Annotated in this window: 9 protein-coding genes and 1 riboswitch; of the genes, 8 read left to right on the forward strand and 1 reads right to left on the reverse strand. The window is 34.4% G+C overall.

Annotation, left to right across the window (positions count from 1 at the left end):
* Positions 1-687 precede the first annotated feature (687 nt).
* Positions 688-1,641, forward strand: a complete 954-nt coding sequence (gene dprA, locus SPD89_RS04220) for a DNA-processing protein DprA (RefSeq protein ID WP_336260713.1) — start codon at positions 688-690, stop codon at positions 1,639-1,641.
* A 485-nt stretch (positions 1,642-2,126) separates the two neighbouring features.
* Here dprA and SPD89_RS04225 read toward each other — a convergent pair whose 3' ends face one another.
* Complete coding sequence (locus SPD89_RS04225) at positions 2,127-3,011, reverse strand: LysR family transcriptional regulator (RefSeq protein WP_336260714.1); 885 nt, start codon at positions 3,009-3,011, stop codon at positions 2,127-2,129.
* 157 nt (positions 3,012-3,168) lie between these two features.
* Here SPD89_RS04225 and SPD89_RS04230 point away from each other — a divergent pair, with 157 nt between their 5' ends.
* From SPD89_RS04230 to SPD89_RS04265, 7 genes are all read left to right on the forward strand, one after another.
* On the forward strand, positions 3,169-5,352 hold the full coding sequence (locus SPD89_RS04230; RefSeq protein WP_336260715.1) for a malate synthase G: 2,184 nt from the start codon (positions 3,169-3,171) through the stop codon (positions 5,350-5,352).
* A gap of 698 nt (positions 5,353-6,050) precedes the next feature.
* Positions 6,051-7,325 (forward strand): isocitrate lyase, encoded by a 1,275-nt coding sequence (aceA, locus tag SPD89_RS04240; protein WP_336260716.1) that lies wholly within the window; start codon positions 6,051-6,053, stop codon positions 7,323-7,325.
* A 464-nt stretch (positions 7,326-7,789) separates the two neighbouring features.
* Entirely contained in the window at positions 7,790-9,100 is a 1,311-nt protein-coding gene (locus SPD89_RS04245; protein ID WP_336260717.1) for a C40 family peptidase, read from the forward strand.
* Between the two features lie 438 nt (positions 9,101-9,538).
* Positions 9,539-10,657, forward strand: a complete 1,119-nt coding sequence (locus tag SPD89_RS04250) for a murein hydrolase activator EnvC family protein (RefSeq protein ID WP_336260718.1) — start codon at positions 9,539-9,541, stop codon at positions 10,655-10,657.
* Positions 10,658-10,845: 188 nt separating this feature from the next.
* A riboswitch (cobalamin riboswitch) is annotated at positions 10,846-11,036 on the forward strand.
* 215 nt (positions 11,037-11,251) lie between these two features.
* Positions 11,252-14,719 carry an InlB B-repeat-containing protein gene (locus tag SPD89_RS04255; protein WP_336260719.1) on the forward strand — a complete coding sequence of 1,156 codons (3,468 nt, stop codon included), beginning with the start codon at positions 11,252-11,254 and terminating at the stop codon, positions 14,717-14,719.
* 74 nt (positions 14,720-14,793) lie between these two features.
* Complete coding sequence (locus SPD89_RS04260) at positions 14,794-18,030, forward strand: DUF4430 domain-containing protein (protein WP_336260720.1); 3,237 nt, start codon at positions 14,794-14,796, stop codon at positions 18,028-18,030.
* 92 nt (positions 18,031-18,122) lie between these two features.
* A complete protein-coding gene (locus SPD89_RS04265; RefSeq protein ID WP_336260721.1) occupies positions 18,123-20,174 on the forward strand; it encodes a DUF4430 domain-containing protein in 2,052 nt (683 codons plus the stop codon).
* Positions 20,175-20,176 lie beyond the last annotated feature (2 nt).

A 20,176-nucleotide genomic window follows, 5' to 3' on the forward strand; every position in this document is an offset into this window, starting at 1 on the left:
ATAATCGGTCAGATCGCTGAATTATAGACTGAAACCGCTGAATCCCATCAGTGCGCTGAATAATTTTGTAATGAACAAGCATAATACAACTTTTAAATTACAGGTAGATGAAGGAAAGTATATTTATACTCTTTATTTCCTTTTACTGCACGAACCCATTTAGGATTCGCATGGTGACATTAATTTCACCTTCAAGTAAATTGGAAACAGGGATCCAATATTTACCGGTACGAGATGGAAGTTTTATGATGTAAATGGGATTAATGTAGGTTATCCTTTGGCGATGCCGAAAATGTCAAAAGATGGGGAAGTTGATTCATTTATATTAATTTTACATGTCTTTATATAGATGAAGATATACAGGACGGAGATTATGATATTAAAGATGGAATTATTAAAATAGATGTAAATGGTAGGGAGTTTGAAGTAGATATGGAAGAAGATCCGGAAGAGTTTATTATAAATCCAGAAGTGATAGAGAGTTACTGATTATGGAGAGGACTAAGTTTAATTGCATATCTGTTATTTTTTTTCGTTTATTTTTTAACGATGTATTTAGTATCGCCAACGATAATAGGATTGGTTTTTGCGACAGGTGTAACATTTTTTGTTGTTAGAACCAATTAATTCATTTAATAAATGAGTTGGGAACAATATGGAATTAGAAATGTAGTAGGAGTGAAGCAATTGAATGATTTTTTTTGGCTTACACTCAGTTGTATCAAAGGTGTAGGCAGTAAAACGTTAATACAACTATACGAAAATTACCCTGATTTAAACGTTGAAAATATTAGTGAACAAATAAAGATGATAAAGAAGAAAAATATAAGCAAATTGTTATCGCCGGAAAATATTAAGATTGCTAAAGAAAGCGCTGAAAATTTAATTATTTCACATGGAAAAATGGATATCAGAGTTATTCCAATTTCGAGTGACTACTATCCTGAGTATTTACGCTTAATTGAAGATCCGCCAACTGTTTTGTATGCAAAAGGAAATATTGAGTTGTTAAAAGAAAAACAAACCATCGCTATCGTCGGAACAAGAGAACCAACTGAAACAGGGAAAAAAGCTGCATATAAAATTGCAAAAACATTTGCTGAAATGGGGTATAATATCGTAAGTGGACTTGCGTTAGGAATCGATACAGTGGCTCATAAAGGAGCATTAGAAGCAAAAAATGGAAAAACAATTGCCGTTTTAGCAGGGAACTTGACCCAGATTTATCCAGCGGAAAATAAAAAACTTGCAACAGAAATTTTGGAACGGGATGGATTATGGCTATCGGAAACTCCGATTGGGCAAGCGAATATGAGAGGGTATTTTGTGAAAAGGGATAGGATTCAAAGTGGTTTATCATTAGGTGTTTGTCCGGTACAAACACCAACAAAAAGCGGAACTCAACATACTATAGAGTTCTCAAGGAAACAAAATAGATTTTTATTTACTCCACCCCCTTTACAACAAGATGAAAACGAAAATGCAATTCAAGGAAATATAGAATTAATTAAAGCTGGTGTGTCTGTTTTACAAAATAAAGAATCGTATCAAACGATTCACAACAACTTATTGGACTACAAATCAAGGCTAGATAATGAACATGATGAGCGTTTTGAAAAAGTGAGTTCAATACAACGTTAAGATATAACTTTGGAACAACTAAATTTATTCGATGGATAAATTTAGTGAGAATCAAACCCATATCTATTATTTAGGTGGGCTCCTTTACTTATAAATAAGGTTTTATTAAAAAATTAACTTGCACTGTTTATACTCATAAACAACTTGGTAGTTTTTTATTGTCTAAAATTCGAAATGAAGTTAATTTTTTTGGATAAAATCTTTCTCCATAAGGTATCTCTTTGATCAACCTCTACCAGTAGAGGAAGTGGAACAAAAATGGTTGAAAATTTAAAATTTCATAACAATTAAAGACAATAAAAATCCGCTTGGTGTTAAGAGGCGGATTTTTATTTAGAAAAACGAAGAGGTTGATTAACTAAGTAATTTCCTGGCGAATGTCCGTACGGCAATCCCAATTATCGTAAAAGGAAGTGTATAAAAGTATTCCGTCAAAGGAAATTTCCCAATTGTTTACATAATTATTGAATCAATAATTACTTTAATTAAAAATCAAACTCCTTTGCGACTGTAACAAATTCGCGAACGGAAAATGGCAAGTAATTATTCTTTTTCCAAATCATTCCGAGCTCTAAATGAATATCTGGTTTTTCAAATGGAATTGCGACAATATTTTTATTGTTTATTTTGTTACATATTTGACTAGGTAATAATGCAACGCCAAGCTTAGCTTCTACCATTTCTAAAATAAAGTCTTTTTGAGAACTCTCACAAACGATGTTAGGGTAAAATCCATACTGGGAGCAAGCGTCAATAATGCTGTCGAATAAGGAAAAATCTTGTCGATACATAATAAAAGATTCGTCTTCGATATTTTTAACACTTATCTCGGATTTTTCAATTAGAGCATGTTGTTTATGAACTACTAACATTAACGGATCTTTAACTATTTGCATAATGTCAACTTCTTTTTTGTTTAAAGGTTTATTACAAACAAAGCCAATATCTAATGTGCCATCACAAACCCCACTTTTTATTTTTTTGGAGCCAACTTCACTTAATGATACATCGATCATTGGAAATAAATCGATATAGCGACTGATGATCTTAGCGCAAAAAGCCGCACCTATTATCGGTGGGATTCCTATTTTAATTTCTCCTTTTTTAAGCTCCATAACATCGTTTAATTCTGACGTTAAATTTTCATAAGCGTGGAGAACATGTTTTGCATTTTGCAGTAGCGCATTCCCTGCATCAGTCATTTCTAACTGTCGAAACGAACGGTAAAAAAGTGGTACGCCTAACTCTTCCTCAATCCCCTTAATTGTTTTGCTCAAAGAGGGCTGTGATACATGTAATGCAGTAGCTGCCTTGGTAAAATTTAAATGTTTCGCCACCTCAATAAAATATTCCAAATGCCGGATATCCAATTATGTTAATCCTCCTAAAATTTCACTTGATAAACCTATTATACAACAGCTATAACTAAATGGAATAGTAGGTATTCGAATTATGTATTGTAATAATATATTAAACTGTTATATAATAGTTGGCAACAAGAAGGAAAAATTGACAGGAGGATGTATGATGACGAATTACGTTAATGTTGGTAGTATCAAGGTTGCTGAAGAATTGTATAACTTTGTTAACAGAGAAGCGCTTCCTGAAACTGGACTTGATATAGAACAGTTTTGGAATGATTTTGAAAAACTGTTACTTGATTTCACCCCACGTAACAGAGCGTTATTAGAGAAACGTGATCAATTACAAGACCAAATTGATGCGTGGCATAAAGAGAATAAAGCGTTTGATCCGGGAAAGTATAAAGCGTTTTTAGAGGATATTGGATACCTCGAGCCGGAAGTTGAAAATTTTAAAGTTGATTTGCAAAATGTAGATGATGAAATTTCTCAAATCGCTGGACCTCAACTTGTCGTGCCAATTAATAATGCACGTTATGCGATAAATGCTGCCAATGCACGTTGGGGATCCTTGTACGATGCTTTTTATGGTACAGATGTAATTAGTGAAGAAGATGGGGCAGAAAAATCAGGAGCATATAATCCAGTTCGTGGAAACATCGTAATTGAAAAAAGTAGAGAATTTTTAGATGCTAGTGTACCCCTTACATCCGGTTCACATAAAGATGCAACAAAATACGGCATAGAAAATGGGAAGCTTGCGATTGTTCTTTCTAATGGAGAAACTGTCGGTTTAAAAGAGGAAGATAAGTTTATAGGGTTTCAAGGAGAAGAAAGCGAACCTTCTTCCATTTTATTAAAAAATAATGGACTTCATATTGATATCCAAATCGATCCGCACCATCCAATCGGAAAAACGGATAATGCTGGAGTAAAAGATATTATAATTGAATCAGCAATTACAAGTATTATGGATTGTGAAGATTCTGTAACAGCTGTTGATGCAGAAGATAAAGTAGATGTATATCGTAACTGGAAAGGATTAATTCGCGGAGAGCTTTCCACGTCATTTAAAAAAGGTGATCGAACAATCGAGCGGACATTTAATGAAGACCGCATCTACAAAACAACAGATGGAGAAGAAGTGACATTATCCGGTAGAGTTCTCATGCTTGTGAGAAATGTTGGACATTTAATGGTGAATAACGCTGTATTAAATGAAGATGGAACTGACGCATATGAAGGTATTTTGGATGCTGTTTTTACTAGTTTAGTAGCTAAACATAATTTACTAGGTAAAGGAAAATATATTAACTCAAAAAAAGGGTCTATTTACATTGTAAAACCTAAAATGCACGGATCTGAAGAAGTTAAATTTACTAATGAATTATTTGCAAGAGTAGAAGATATGCTTGATTTAGAAAGAAATACATTAAAAGTTGGGGTCATGGATGAGGAACGTCGTACAAGTCTAAACTTAAAGAACTGTATTCATGCGGTTAAAGAACGGGCGATTTTTATTAATACAGGTTTCTTAGACAGAACAGGTGATGAAATTCATACATCAATGGAACTTGGACCAATGCTTCGTAAAGTAGATATGAAAAATGCCACATGGCTTTCTTCTTATGAGAAAAATAATGTAAGCATTGGATTACGTGCAGGATTTAAAAATGAAGCTCAAATCGGTAAAGGTATGTGGGCGATGCCTGACAAGATGGAGGATATGGTTCGTGAAAAGATCGGTCATCCAAAAGCTGGAGCAAATACCGCTTGGGTCCCATCTCCTACAGCAGCAACATTGCATGCGCTTCACTATCACGAAATCAATGTTAGTGATGTACAAGATGAATTGATTGCAAAAGGTACAGATAAAGATTATCGTGATGATATTTTACAAATTCCTGTTGAACAGAGTCCTGCTTGGACGAAAGAAGAAATACAAGCTGAACTTGATAATAATGCTCAGACAATGCTTGGCTACGTTGTTCGCTGGGTAGAACAGGGTGTTGGATGTTCGAAAGTACCAGATATAAATGATGTGGGGTTAATGGAAGACCGTGCAACGCTTAGAATTTCCAGTCAAATGATCGCAAACTGGTTACACCATGGTATTTGCAGTGAAGAACAAGTAATGGAAACATTAAAACGTATGGCACAAGTTGTGGATAAACAAAATGCTGGCGATGAATTATATCGTAATATGGCTCCAAACTTTGAAGAATCTGTTGCATTTCAGGCTGCTTGTGACTTAGTATTTAAAGGAACCGAACAGCCGAATGGTTACACAGAACCAATTTTACAAAAGCGCCGAATAGAATTTAAGAAAAAAATCGGTGTAACAAACTGAACCATATAGGTATTAAAAGGGCAGTCGAAAGGAGAAGGCTATTTATGTCTTCTCTTTTTTTGGTGATAGTAACAGCGTGTAGATAGTATTTATACCAAATTAGTTATCGAACCTTTAGACGTTCTAATTGTTTTGTTAAATTGAAAATAAGATTCATCTTGCCGTTAGCATACTAACTCCTCAAACTCACTCTTCTAGTATATAAAGTTATGAAATTAAAAAAACGTCAACATTATATTTAGGGCATTAAAATAAAAAACTTTAAATTTTTTATAAAAACACTTGCATTTTTTTAAAAACCAACTATACTGTATTATAACAGATTCAATAAACGACATACTGTTATATAATTGGAGGTGTAGACATGAGGGAGAAACATGACAAAGCAACTTGTCCTGAGTGTGGTAAAAACGTTTCTAATAAGAGTTATACACTTGAGTGTGACTATTGCTTATCTAAGAAAGAAGATTAATAAAATACAATAATATGTTATGTAATAATCAATGTTTTTTAATAACTGTAATATAACAATTAGTTCATTTTGCTTGATTGAGATTGGAGCATAACGAATACGATCAACTCTAAAAAAAGCACTATTTTTTCAGGATATATTTCCGATTAGTTGATCTGAATAGTAAAAATCTTGTTCCAGCCTCTTCAAATATATAAGTTTTCTAATCTTAAGGAGGAAAAGTCATATGTATAAAGAAAGAGCAGCAGCACTTCAAAAAGAATGGGATACGAATCCGAGATGGGAAGGTACTAAGCGACCATATCGTGCCGAAGATGTTATTCGTCTACGTGGTTCAATTGATATCGAATATACTCTAGCTAACAAAGGATCTAAAAAACTTTGGGACTTAGTAAATAATGAAGAATATGTTAATTCACTAGGCGCTTTAACAGGAAACCAGGCTGTACAACAAGTGAAAGCTGGTTTAAAAGCAATATACTTAAGTGGTTGGCAAGTTGCAGCAGATGCAAACCAAGCAGGTGAAATGTATCCTGACCAAAGCTTATATCCGGTTAACAGTGTTCCACAAGTTGTAAGACGTATTAACAATGCTCTGCAACGCGCGGATCAAGTGGAATACTCTGAAGGAGAAGTAAAAAATGATTATTTCGCACCGATCGTTGCGGATGCGGAAGCTGGTTTTGGTGGTCATTTAAATGTATTCGAATTAATGAAATCTATGATTGAAGCTGGAGCATCAGGCGTTCACTTTGAAGACCAGCTTGCATCTGAAAAAAAATGTGGTCACTTAGGTGGTAAAGTATTAATACCAACCCAAACTGCTGTCAAAAACTTAATTTCTGCACGTTTTGCAGCTGATGTTATGGGTACACCAACAATCATTATGGCTAGAACGGATGCGAATGCAGCTGACTTAATTACAAGTGATGTTGATGAATACGATGCACCATTCTTAACCGGAGAGCGTACAGTAGAAGGTTTCTACCGTACAAAAGCTGGTTTAGATCAAGCGATTGCTCGAGGACTTGCTTACGCACCTTACGCAGATTTAATCTGGTGTGAAACTGCGGAGCCGGATTTAGAGGAAGCTCGCCGCTTTGCTGAAGCAATTCATGAAAAATACCCAAATCAGCTATTAGCTTACAACTGTTCTCCATCATTTAACTGGGAGAGACATATGTCAGAAGAAGAAATGGATAACTTCCAAAAAGAAATTGCAAAAATGGGCTATAAGTTTCAGTTTGTAACATTGGCTGGATTCCATACATTAAACTACAGCATGTTTGAACTTGCACAACAGTACAAAGATAAGGGAATGGGAGCATACTCACGTCTCGTTCAAGGAAAAGAGTTTGCGGCTGAAGAACTTGGATACACAGCTACTCGTCACCAAAGAGAAGTTGGAACAGGTTACTTTGATGAAGTTGCACAAGTGATTGCTGGAGGAGAATCTTCAACTGTTGCTCTTGCCGGATCTACTGAAGCAGAACAATTTTAATCAATAATTTACTAAAAATCTATCCATTTCAGGATAGATTTTTTGATGAGTATGATTATTGTAAATTTGTAAAGAAAGAAATATATTGTCCGTTTTTGACAAAAGGCAATTCATGTTTGCTCATTTCTATTTAATTGCTATCGACCTTGGTATCTTAGGAAAGAACTTGTCATGATTCATCAAAGGTCCTTCGTTCATCAAATAATTATTATGTGTAAGTATTTTTCACTATAAAGAACTTAATCATAATCTGAATTTCCTAATTATGTAACAATAAAACAACACTTTGAAATATAACTGTAACATTTTTAAAACATGCTTGTCATTTTATAGTGCTATACTATTATTCGACTAAAAGATTAATAGATTACATAATATACATTAATAATTTATGACCTAACATATTTCGATTATTTATTACGTACTTAAAAAAAGAACGGTCATAAGGGAAGCGGGGAATAATTTTGAAGAAAAAGGTAGTTGCAATTGGAGCAGTTGCAGTTGTTACTTTAAGTGGTGCATTTTTTAGTCAGCAAGTTCATGCTGAAACATTACAAAGCGTTCAGAATAAACAACAAGAAGTAAAATCACAACTTTCCAAAGCGGAATCAAAAATTGCAGATATTTTATATGAAATCAAAGAAATTAACGAGGAGATTTCAAAATTACAATATGCTTTAGAAGAAAATCAAAAACAAATTGATAAAACAGAAGAGCAGATTACTAATTTAGACAATGAAATTGATGAATTAAATGAAAAAATTGAACAAAGAAATGAGATTCTAAAAAATAGAATCGCTTCTTATCAGGAAAATGGCGGACAAATAGATTATATGGAAGTTGTTCTTGGTTCAGAAGGATTTAGTGACTTTGTTAGTCGCATTTCTGCAGTTACGACCATAACGAAGGCTGATATGGATTTATTAGAAGAAAATGAACAAGATAAAAAAGCCGTAGAGGAAAAGCTTAAAGAGCAAGAAGAACTTGCTGCACAATTAGAAGAACAGCACGAAACAATTGAAGCGCAAAAAGAACAAGAAGAAGCAGCCAAGACAAAACTAAAAGAAAAAGAAGAAAAGCTTAAAAAAGATAAAGCCAAGTTGGAATCCGAAAGTAGCGAGTTAGCGAATCTAGAAGCGGAAATTCGTGCTAGCATGGTTGCACCAGTTACACAAGAAGTGGCATCTGCTACAGAAAATTCAGATGAGACTGGTCATAACGTTGTTACTAGTGATAATAGCACAAGTAATAATAGCGCAAGCAATAATAGTACAAGCAATAATGGTACAAGCAATACCGGTACAAATAATAATAGTACAAGTAATAATAGTACAAGTAATAATAGTACAAGCAATAGCGGTAATAGTGACGGAGGTTCATCCGGTTCTAAAACTAGCCAACCAAAAGTAGCATATACCGGTGGAGGTGGATCTGCTATTGCAGCCGGACGTTCAGTAATTGGTACTCCTTATGTTTGGGGAGGTACAAGCCCAGGTGGATTTGATTGTTCAGGTTTTGTACATTGGGCTTATAAACAAGAAGGTGTAAACTTACCAAGAACAGCAAGTGCAATGGCAAGTGTGGGTACAGGAGTTCCGTACAGTCAGGCAAAACCAGGTGACCTAGTAATATTTAGAGGTGGCGGTCATGTTGGAATATACCTCGGTGGTGGTAAATTCCTAGGTGCTCAAAATAGTACAGGTGTTGCAATTGCTGATATGAACAGTGGATACTGGAAAAACAATTTTGATGGTATCGTTAGAAGAGTTAAATAACTTAAAGAATATTAACGCATCGTTAGTCAAAACTAGCGATGCGTTTTTTAATGCGTAGAATGAAGATTAGGCATAATTTAAACAACCAGCACTATAGACGAACATGTCTTTCAATTTATTTGTGAAACAGGTAATTTCTTAGGGCTCATATTCCTTTTGAAAACATTTAATTTACCGTGACGAGCAGTTCTAATAGATTCTGAGAGTGTGCTCAAGTTTTGACCCACCATAAAAGGTGGTTAGTAAACGGGATATGATAATTATTTTATCGATTTTTGTTACCTATTTTGTAATAATTAAACATATTTTGTGATATAAATGTAATTTTATTAAAACCTCTCTGTTATCTTAAACTGTTATAATTTGATTCGTGAAACAATTAAATAGAGAAGTTACTAGACATAGATAAAGTTATACAAATGAGGGAGCGGAAAAGTCTTGAAGAAAGTAATAGTCTTACTAGGAGTACTCGTGATGTTTACTTATAGCTTTACTATTGTACCGTTAACATCATTTGCAGAAAAAGATTTATCTGAAATTAAGGAAGAGAGAAAAGAAATTAAAGCAGATTTGACGGAAGCTGAAGAAGAAGTCGCAAAAGTTTTAGTAGAAATAGAATCAAAAAATAAAGAAATTAAAGAACTGAATCAGACGTTAGAAGAAAATACAAAAGCAATCCAAGAAGTAAAAGACGAGATAGATTCTGAAAAAGAACAAATAAAAATAATAGAAGATAAAATTGAAGAAAGATTTACTCTTCTTAAAGAACGAGCCAAATCCTATCAGAAAAATGGCGGCAATACTACATATTTAGAGGTACTTTTTGGTGCGGAAGATTTTACTGATTTCATCAGCAGACTTAATGCAGTGACAACCATTACAGATTCTGACGCCGACTTAATAGAAGAACAAGAAAAAGATAAGAGAGAAGTAGAGATGAAACTAAAAGAGTTAGAAAAACTAGAAGAAGAGTTATTGGAAATTGAAAAATTAGTTACAGAACAGAAAGAACAAGCAATCCAGATGAAGGAAGAACTAGAAGTAAAAAAGGATGAATTAAATGAATTAGTTCAAAAACTAGAATTTAAAGATGAGGAATTATTTGCTTTAGAAAATAAAATTCACGCTCAAGATGCAATTCCTGTTTCCGAAAGTGTTACTCCTGAGGCAATGGGTACAGGAACTTTAGGTTGGCCTACACAAGGCGGATACATTTCCAGCCATATGGGTCAGCGTTGGGGTAAAATGCATAAAGGAATCGATATTGCGCGAACTGACCGTAGTACTAGCCCGCCAATATTTGCGGCTGAAAGTGGAACGGTTGAAACAGCTGGTACAATGAATGGTTATGGTAATACAGTAATTATTAATCACGGAAATGGGCTAAAAACATTATACGGTCATATGGCGTCGATTAATGTAAAATCTGGTCAGAAAGTTTCTAAAGGAGATCAGCTTGGAATTATGGGAGCTACAGGAAATTCTACTGGAATCCATCTTCATTTTGAAGTCCATGTGAATGGCTCGCTCCAAAATCCTGTGGGATATTTAAATTAGAAAAGTTAAGGGATTTGTTCTTATTTTAATGGAACAAATCTTTTTTTATTGGACATAAAATTACATAATGTTCTTTTATTGTTAACTTTCAAAAATTCGCCTTACATACTAGAATATCTACATTATGCGATGAGCGTATTGTCACGCAACATTTTCTAGTCTATACTTAGTGTTATAGTAATAAATAATTTAATAGATTATGTTTTGGTTTTTTTGTGATACGAAAAAAATTAAAAAGGAATCAGGTGAAAATCCTGAACGGACCGGCCACTGTAAATGGGGAAGCTGTCTTTAACGATACCACTGGTACTACACTGGGAAGGTAAAAGATAAGCAATGATCCATAAGTCAGGAGACTTGCCAAAGCGATGATGCACATAATACCTTCCAGGTTAAAGGGTTTGCATAATTGGAATTCTACACAATATATAAAACTTAGTTTCAGAGAGTTTAATACTTGTATATTCCACATACATATTTATGCTCTTATCTCTTTACTTGAGGTAAGAGTTTTTTGGTGATAAATTTTTCCAAATGGGGGGATTTTAGTGATTGTTGGTACACCATTTACAAAAAAAGGAAGGGGATACTTAAATGTCAAAAGGTTTTTTAGTGCGTTTTATATCTACGTTAACTATTTTTAGTTTTATCTTTAGTTTTATGCCACATCATGTAGGGGCGGTAGCCCATGACCCAAATGATCATTCCTACGATTATGGAGTACGTATATGGGAAGATGAAACTCCGGATATTGGATTTTATATTAATGCTTCGGCAAGGTATACGCTTGAAACAGTTCAAGAACCAAGCATGGGTACAATATCAGGGGAATGGTCCGTGATGAATTTATTACGAGGTAAATATACCGGTTATGACTATGTTTCTCATATACCTGATGATTATTTTAACAACTATATAAAACGAATTGAAGATTATGTTACATTAAAGCAAGGAAATTTAGATCGAAATAAATCAACAGAATGGTCACGATTAATTTTAGCATTATCAGCATTAGATTACGATATTACGAATGTTTCAGGTTATGATTTCATTGATAAATTATCTGCATCCCACAGATTTTCCTATCGCCAAGGGATAAATGGACCGATATGGGAAGTTATTGCAATGAATACAGGAAACTATGATTTTTATCCGTATAAGATGAGTGATGCCAACACATATGGAAAAATGATTGATTATATTTTAAATCTCGAGATTAAGCAAGCAGATGGAACGACTGGTGGATGGGCGTTGATGGGTACCATACCAGACCCGGACATCACAGCAATGGCATTACAAGCATTGGCACCTTATTATAAAAATCCAGAAAAATATAATAAAACTGATGCAGAAACTACATATGAAGAATTTGAAAAAGCAGTTGAAAGAGGAATTTATACCTTATCTGAAATCCAAGCTGACAATGGAGCTTTTAAAGCTTTTGGGAATGTAAACGCTGAAAGTACGGTGCAGATCATTGTTGCCTTAACCGCTTTAGGTATTGACCCTCTAACAGATAATTTAGATTTAAACGCAATAAATAAAAATGTTAGTTTTCATAAAGGCGACGGATCGATTCAGGACGGCGTGAAAACAAACAATATGATCGATGCTCTTTTAACGTTTTGGGCTGATGGAAGTGGTTCCGAACGAGGGGTAGGCGGATTCAAACACGTAACAACAGGATTCGATGGAGGGGAATCCGGCTATGGTGTAAATGCAATGGCTACGGATCAATCCCTATACGGGTTAATTGCGTATGACCGTTTTATAAAAAGCAAGAATCCATTATATGATATGACCGATATGATGCCAAGACACGGTGGGATACTACATACTGAAATGAAATCCCGAGACGTACAGATCAAGTATGAAATAACGGAGGAATTAGACAAACAATTTACGGTTCATCCTTATGAAATTATTACTATTTCAGAAGGAGAACCGATTGAGGGTAGACAATTTGTAAATTGGAATAGTAAAGCCGATGGAAGCGGTACAATTTATACTTCTGGTGAAAAATTATCTATGCCAGATCGTGATATTTCGCTTTATGCGCAATACGAGGCAATTCCATACAATATTACTTATGAATTAAATGATGGTAAATTTGTGAATGAAAATATAGCAAAAACCTATACAGTTGAAGAAGAAATAATACTTCCTGGTGCAGAAGATATAGAAAAGTCAGGTCATACATTTGAAGGATGGTATGATAATCCTTCATTTGAAGGAGAAAAGGTAACAAGTATTTCCACTGGTAATTATGGGGACAAGACATTCTATGCAAAATGGAAAGAATTAACGGATGTTGATGAAGAGGCAGTTCTTGCAGTTGAAGAAATGATTGCTCAATTACCGTCAGTTAATGAATTAACTTTAGAAGATATAGAGAAAGTGGAAGAAGCGCGAGATGCTTACAATCAATTAACGAATAAAGAACAGGAACTTGTTTCCAATAGTAACAAACTGCTAGAGTTAGAGGAAAAACTATCTATATTAATAGAGGAAGCGAAAAATCAGACCGCCGCAAATAAAGTAATAGACTTGATTGATGCGTTACCTGAAATTGAAAATATTACACTAGATAATAAAAAAGCAGTTGAAGAGACCCGGTTAGCTTACAATAGTTTAACTGAAATACAGAAACAGCTTGTAACAAATATTGAGAAATTAAATGCTTTAGAAACGGAAATAGAGCATTTACAGGCTGCCCACGATTTAGAAAAGGCACAAGCAGTTGATCAAATGATTGAGCAATTGCCAAGTTTAGAAGAGTTAACATTAGAATATAAAGACCAAATAGACAAAGTAAGAACGGCCTTTTATAGCTTAACACCAGCACAAAAGGAACGTATGGAAAACAAAGAACTTTTTGAAGCGATTGAGGCTAAATGGTTTGAGTTGGAACAAAAGGAAAAAGATGAAATTGCTGCAAATAAAGTTGAAATGATGATCAAAGGCTTACCTGTACCGCAAGATGTGAATTTAGATGATAAAGCAGCGATCCAAAATGTAAGAGAAGCTTACGATCAATTAACTACAGCACAAAAAGAACTAGTCCAAAATCTTGAAAAATTAGAACAAGTCGAAGTAAATTTAGAAAAGCTTGAAAAGGAATTAGCTGATCAAACAGCCGCAAATGAAGTAATGCATAGCATCGATTTTCTTCCTGAAGTTGATGATATTACCTTAGAAGATAAAGATGAAATTTCTTTAGTTAGAGAAGAATTTAATCAACTAACAGAGGATCAGAAAAAATTAGTTACAAATGAAGAAAAATTACTTCAACTAGAGGCAAAAATTAAAGAGTTAGAAGAGGCAAAAGAACAAGCAGATAAGGAAGCGGCACAAGAAGTAGAAGAGAAAATTAGCGTTTTACCAACAGTTGAAGAACTATCATTAACTGATCAAGAATCAGTTGAAGCAGTTAGAGCTGCATACGATGCATTGACAGAGAAACAACAGAGTTTAGTAACAAACGTAGAAAAATTAGACGCCTTAGAATTGAAAATAACGGAACTATTGAAATTAGAGACAGACAAAAAAGCGGCTGAACAAGTAGAAGAAAAGATTAATACTCTTCCATCAATAAATGAGGTTTCACTTTCAGATAAGGCTGCTGTAAAAGATGCAAGATCTTTATTCGAAAAACTAACCAAAGATCAAAAAACGCTTGTTTCAAATATCGATACGTTAGTTGCATTAGAAAATAAAATGAAAGAATTAGAAGAAGCAAAAAAAGATAAGGAACCAACAGAGCCATCAGAACCTAAAGAATCAAAAAATGAAGCAGTTAATAAACTAGGAAATGATAACGGAAATAGTAAAAAAACCGGTAAAGAAGCAGATGAGAAAGACGTCAATAAAGCAAAGGGTGAGAGTGCGAATAATAATAAAATTGGTAGCTCCGACGAAGAGCCTGAGGGGAAATCAGGAGACCCAGAGAAATCAAGTAAACTACCAAAGACAGCGACCTATACGTTTACTATTTTATTAGTTGGAATGCTACTTATTGGATTAGGAAGTGTACTCTACTATTTCAGAAAAAAGACTGCATAAAAAAGGAAGATTCTAAAGTCGAGTTTACTCGGCTTTAGAATCTCTCAAGTATCTTACGAAATGAGGTTCTATTATTGCAAAACTTAATAAAAAGAATTTTCTCTATTCTCCTTATTGCATTTCTGTTATTGACAACTTTCATAAATGAACCAGTACTGGCTGAATCCACAAATGGGGAAGAACAAAACTTAGATGTTTCTCTAACAACTAATTTAGAAGATGGTCTAGTCACAAAAGCAGACAAATTAACATTCGATCTGTGGGCAAAGGATGAAAACGGAAATAAAATAAGTGCTGGGGAAATACAAGTTACGAACAATGGACAACCCGTTTCCATTAACTGGGACGATACAGAAAAAACAAGTTATACATTAGCTTTGGAACTTGGAGAAAACAAAGTAAAAATAACAGTTGTTCATAACGATGAAGAATATATCTTACAGTATAAAATAAATCGTGAATTTGCCGAAGATGGGGAAGTCATTGGTACATATACGTTTACATTAGAAGGATTTACAATTGGACTAGGATATATTATCGAGCCTATTCCGGTAGATATTATAAAAGGAGAAAACGCTGCTGAATCATTAGATCGAGTATTAAAGGAAAATGGATTTGATTATGATCATACAGGAACTTTAACGAATGCCTTTTATTTGTCATATTTATTAGACGGAGAAAATCAAATTTATAAATCTAATCCTAAAATTCCAGATATTTTAAAAGAGAAACTTAACGGTGATTACGATGAAACTAGTTATTATCCAGGAGAGTTAGGAGAATTTGATTTTAATTCTTTTTCGGGTTGGATGTATGCTGTTAATAATATTTTCCCTAACGTTGGTTTTGCTGATTACTATCTAAGCGATGGCGATGTGATGCGTGTTCAATATACTATTGCTTTAGGAAGCGATTTAGGAGGCGGATGGGATAATAACTTTTTTGACCCTGTTACAAAAGATGCTCTCACGAAAAAAATTGCTGAAATAAACAGTAAAGAAAATAAAGAAGACTATCTCTCTATTGACATACAGAAAGAAGCTTACGATAAAGCCATTAATGTTCTTCAAAAAGTTAATGCTGATCAAAAAGAAGTAAATACAGCACTTGAAAATATAGTCATTGCAGAAAAAGAACGAGAACAGTCGGAATTGGATAAAGAAGCGGCAAAAGCCGTAGAAGAACAAATCGACGCACTGCCGAGCGATGAAGAATTATCACTTTCAGATAAAGAATCAATCGAATCCGCTCGTTCAGCCTATGAATCGTTAACAGACTCTCAAAAAAAACTAGTATCAAATGAAGAAAAATTATCGAATATAGAGTCGAAATTAGCTGAACGAGAACAGTCGGAATTGGATAAAGAAGCGGCAAAAGCTGTAGAAGAACAAATCGACGCGCTGCCGAGCGTTGAAGGATTATCACTTTCAGATAAAGAATCAATCAAATCCGCCCGTTCAGCCTACGAATCGTTAACAGACTCTCAAAAAGAACTAGTATCAAATGAAGAAAAATTATCGAATGTAGAGTCGAAATTAGCTGAACGAGAACAGTCGGAATTGGATAAAGAAACAGCAAAAGCCGTAGAAGAACAAATCGACGCGCTGCCGACCGATGAAGAATTATCACTTTCAGATAAAGAATCAATCGAATCCGCTCGTTCAGCCTACGAATCGTTAACAGACTCTCAAAAAGAACTAGTATCAAATGAAGAAAAATTATCGAATGTAGAGTCGAAATTAGCTGAACGAGAACAGTCGGAATTGGATAAAGAAGCGGCAAAAGCTGTAGAAGAACAAATCGACGCGCTGCCGAGCGTTGAAGGATTATCACTTTCAGATAAAGAATCAATCAAATCCGCCCGTTCAGCCTACGAATCGTTAACAGACTCTCAAAAAGAACTAGTATCAAATGAAGAAAAATTATCGAATGTAGAGTCGAAATTAGCTGAACGAGAACAGTCGGAATTGGATAAAGAAACAGCAAAAGCCGTAGAAGAACAAATCGACGCACTGCCGACCGATGAAGAATTATCACTTTCAGATAAAGAATCAATCGAATCCGCCCGCACAGCTTACGATTCATTAACGGAAACTCAGCAGAGCTTGGTGTCCAACTTAGATCGATTAAATCTTTTAGAGGAAAAAATTAAAAAAATGGAAGAAGAGAACAGTGCAAATGAAATTGCAGCAAAGTCTGTGGAAGAAAAAATCAACAGTTTGCCAGCATTAGAAGAATTAACATCGGAAGATAAAAAGTCTGTTGAAGAGGCATTACAGGCGTACCATTCATTAACAGATACACAAAAAGAGTTGGTTCCGAATAAGGAATTCTTAGATTCACTACAAGCAAAAATGGCGGAACTTGAACAATTATCCCAGGATGAACAAGCAGTAAATGAAGTGATTTTACTAATTCAGTCTCTTCCAGACAATGCAAATATCACATTAGAATATAAACAATCCGTAGAGGATGCACGAGAAGCCTATAATTTATTAACAGAAGAACAGAAAAAATCAGTAACTAACAAGGATAAATTAGTAGCATTAGAAGCACGAATCCAAGAGTTAGAAGAAGAACAAGCTCACGATGAAGCAGCAGCAAAAAAAGTTGAGGAAATGATAGAAGTTCTTCCTTCATTAGATGAGATAACTTTAGAAGATAAAGAGACAATTACAAAGGCACGTTCGGCTTATGATTCTTTATCAGAGCAACAACGAGTATTTGTTACGAATTTAAGTCAACTTATTCAAACGGAAGCAATTTTAAAAGAACTTGAATCAACACCAACAATAGATACATCGTTTTTGGAAGAACTAATCGAACAAACTAAACAAATCGATTTAACTACTAAAACAGAAGATAGTGTAGAAGCATTAAAATTAAAGGTAAAAGCAGCACAAGAGTTATTACTGTCTACTAATATTGACCAAAAGCAACTCGACGAAGCAATTAAATCATTAGAAAAAGCAATAAATCAATTACAGGAAAAAGAAGAATTGAAAGACGAAAAGAAAGATCAAAGTAAAGACCAGACAAAAGACGAACTTAAAGATCCAAATAAAGAAAAGAAAGAAGACGAAGAAAAAGACCTAAACGAAAAAACAGAAAACGCAAAAGAGCCTAGTGAAGAAACCATTTCACAAACAAATAATACTCCAAAAGAACAAGAAAAATTACTAGAAAAAGAAAAGAGTTCTAAGGAACTTCCTAAAACAGCTACAAATATATTTACTACAGTATTTATAGGTTTAGTCTGTTTACTCTTTGGTGGTATAGTACTCGTTGTTCGCAGGAAACGTTCTATGTAAATGCTATTAGCTTTAAAAGTCGTGAGGAAATCACGACTTTTAGGGCTTAACTTTATATGCTAGTAATTCTGTTTAAGAATGGAGTAATTTACATGAAAAAACTTATTTCTAAATTGAAACATTTGGCACTTAAACAACAGACCTACTTTAAAGTAATAATAGCTTTTATCATTGTAAGTTTTTTTACAACTTATTTTGGTTTAGCAATATATCAACAAGATGTATTGCCTCCGGAAAACCCTCTTGAAGAACCAGCTGAAAACAGTTCTAAGATTCCGTTGATGGGTGGCTATCAAGAACTAGTTCATGCGGCTGAAGAACCTAATGATGGTAATGAAGAAGAAAAAAATCAAGATAAAGAACAAAAAGACGTAACAAAAAGTAAAGCAGAAAAAGAAAAAAAAGGTGAACTTCACAAGGATGCCACTAAAGATGGGGAACATAGTAATGGTCTAGGTGGGGGTACGAAATCAGATCCAGATTCCTCCAACATAGAAGTAACTGATGACGATAGTCTTGTTGAAAATGAATACTTTATAACGTCGATCAAAGATTGGGAAGTCGTTACGGAAGAAAAATATTCATTTTCCATTGAACAACTTGACCATCATTTTGATGTTCAAGATGTTCATGTAAGCATTAATTCGCCTCAGGCAAGTATAGAATCGATAACAGAAGATTATAACAAACCGGTTTTTGTTCATGCAACTCTAGCGGAGGGCAATAATAAGATTAAAGTTAGTGTTACATATGAAGATAAAGACGGGGTAAGCTTTACTGTTTTTAGAAGTTACCTCGTAATCTTTAATAAAGAAGATATTATTATTACAACAGATTTAGATGATAAAAAAGTAAAGCGTGAAACATTACAGTTTAAAGCAAATGCTGAACTAGCTGGTGATTCTGTACCAATAGTCGTTAGTTTAAATGAAGTAGAGGTAGAAGAAAAGAAAAAGAGTCAATATGAAGTAAACTTACAAGAAGGTAAAAATGAAATAGTAATTTCAGCAAAGTATAAAGGCAAGGCAGCACAAGAAACATATACTGTTTATTATGAGAAACCAAACTTATCGATAAAAACAGATTTAGAAAATAAAACGGTAGATGACCCTAACTTTTCGTTTACGGCGGAAGCATTTGATGGAGATGAAAAAATAAATGTAACCATCCGCCACAATGATAAAGTTATAGAAGAAAATGCTGCGGGAACATATGCTGTAACCTTGATCGAAGGCGAAAATGAATTTAATCTAGTAGCTAAGAAGGGTGTTGAAACACTCTCGGAAACATATATCGTTACGTATCTCTCAAGAACTACAGATACGGAAGATGAAGATGAAGATGAAGAAGACGAAGAAATAGATGAGAAAGCACCAACGATTGAAATATTTGATATCAAAGATGGTCAAACATTAAAAGGTTCGACAAAAACATTTCACGTCAGAGGTACAACCTATGACGGCAAATCGATTACCGCAGGAAATGGGAAAATTAACGCAACAAATAACGGAACTAATATAAAAATTGATTGGCCGGATTCTGATCAAATAAGTTTCACGTTAGAGGTACAAAATGGTGAAAACAATATTGTAATTACAGCGCTAGATAATGAAGGTAATCAAGCGACACGTCAACTGACGGTGTATGGTGATATTACAGATGGTGTTATTGGAACAGTAACTATTAGTCTAGAAGCAACAACTATTGGATTAGGATATATCATTCCACCCGAACAAGTGGAAATCTATCAAGGTGATCGTGGTTCGCATGTCATCGATCGCTTATTTGAAAAGCATGGTATCAATTATGATTATACTGGTTCACACGAAAATTCATTTTATTTATCAGCCATTTATCGACCTGGTTTAGTTACAAATCCAGTTATTCCGGATGATCTAGCAGAGCTAGTCGAAAGAGATATGAGCCGCTTCGAACCGGATGATTATTTAACCGATTCTTTAGGGGAATTTGATTTTTCAAGTGGTTCAGGATGGATGTATAGTGTTGATGGTAATTATCCAAATGTAGGGTTTGCTGATTATTATTTTGAAGATGGACAAGCCGTCAGAATTCGTTTTACTTTAGCGTATGGTGCAGATATTGGTGGCGGCATGCCGGGAACGAACTACGGAAAAGAATGGTGAAG

This window comes from Pseudogracilibacillus sp. SO30301A (assembly GCF_037072025.1).
Taxonomy (GTDB): domain Bacteria; phylum Bacillota; class Bacilli; order Bacillales; family Amphibacillaceae; genus Pseudogracilibacillus.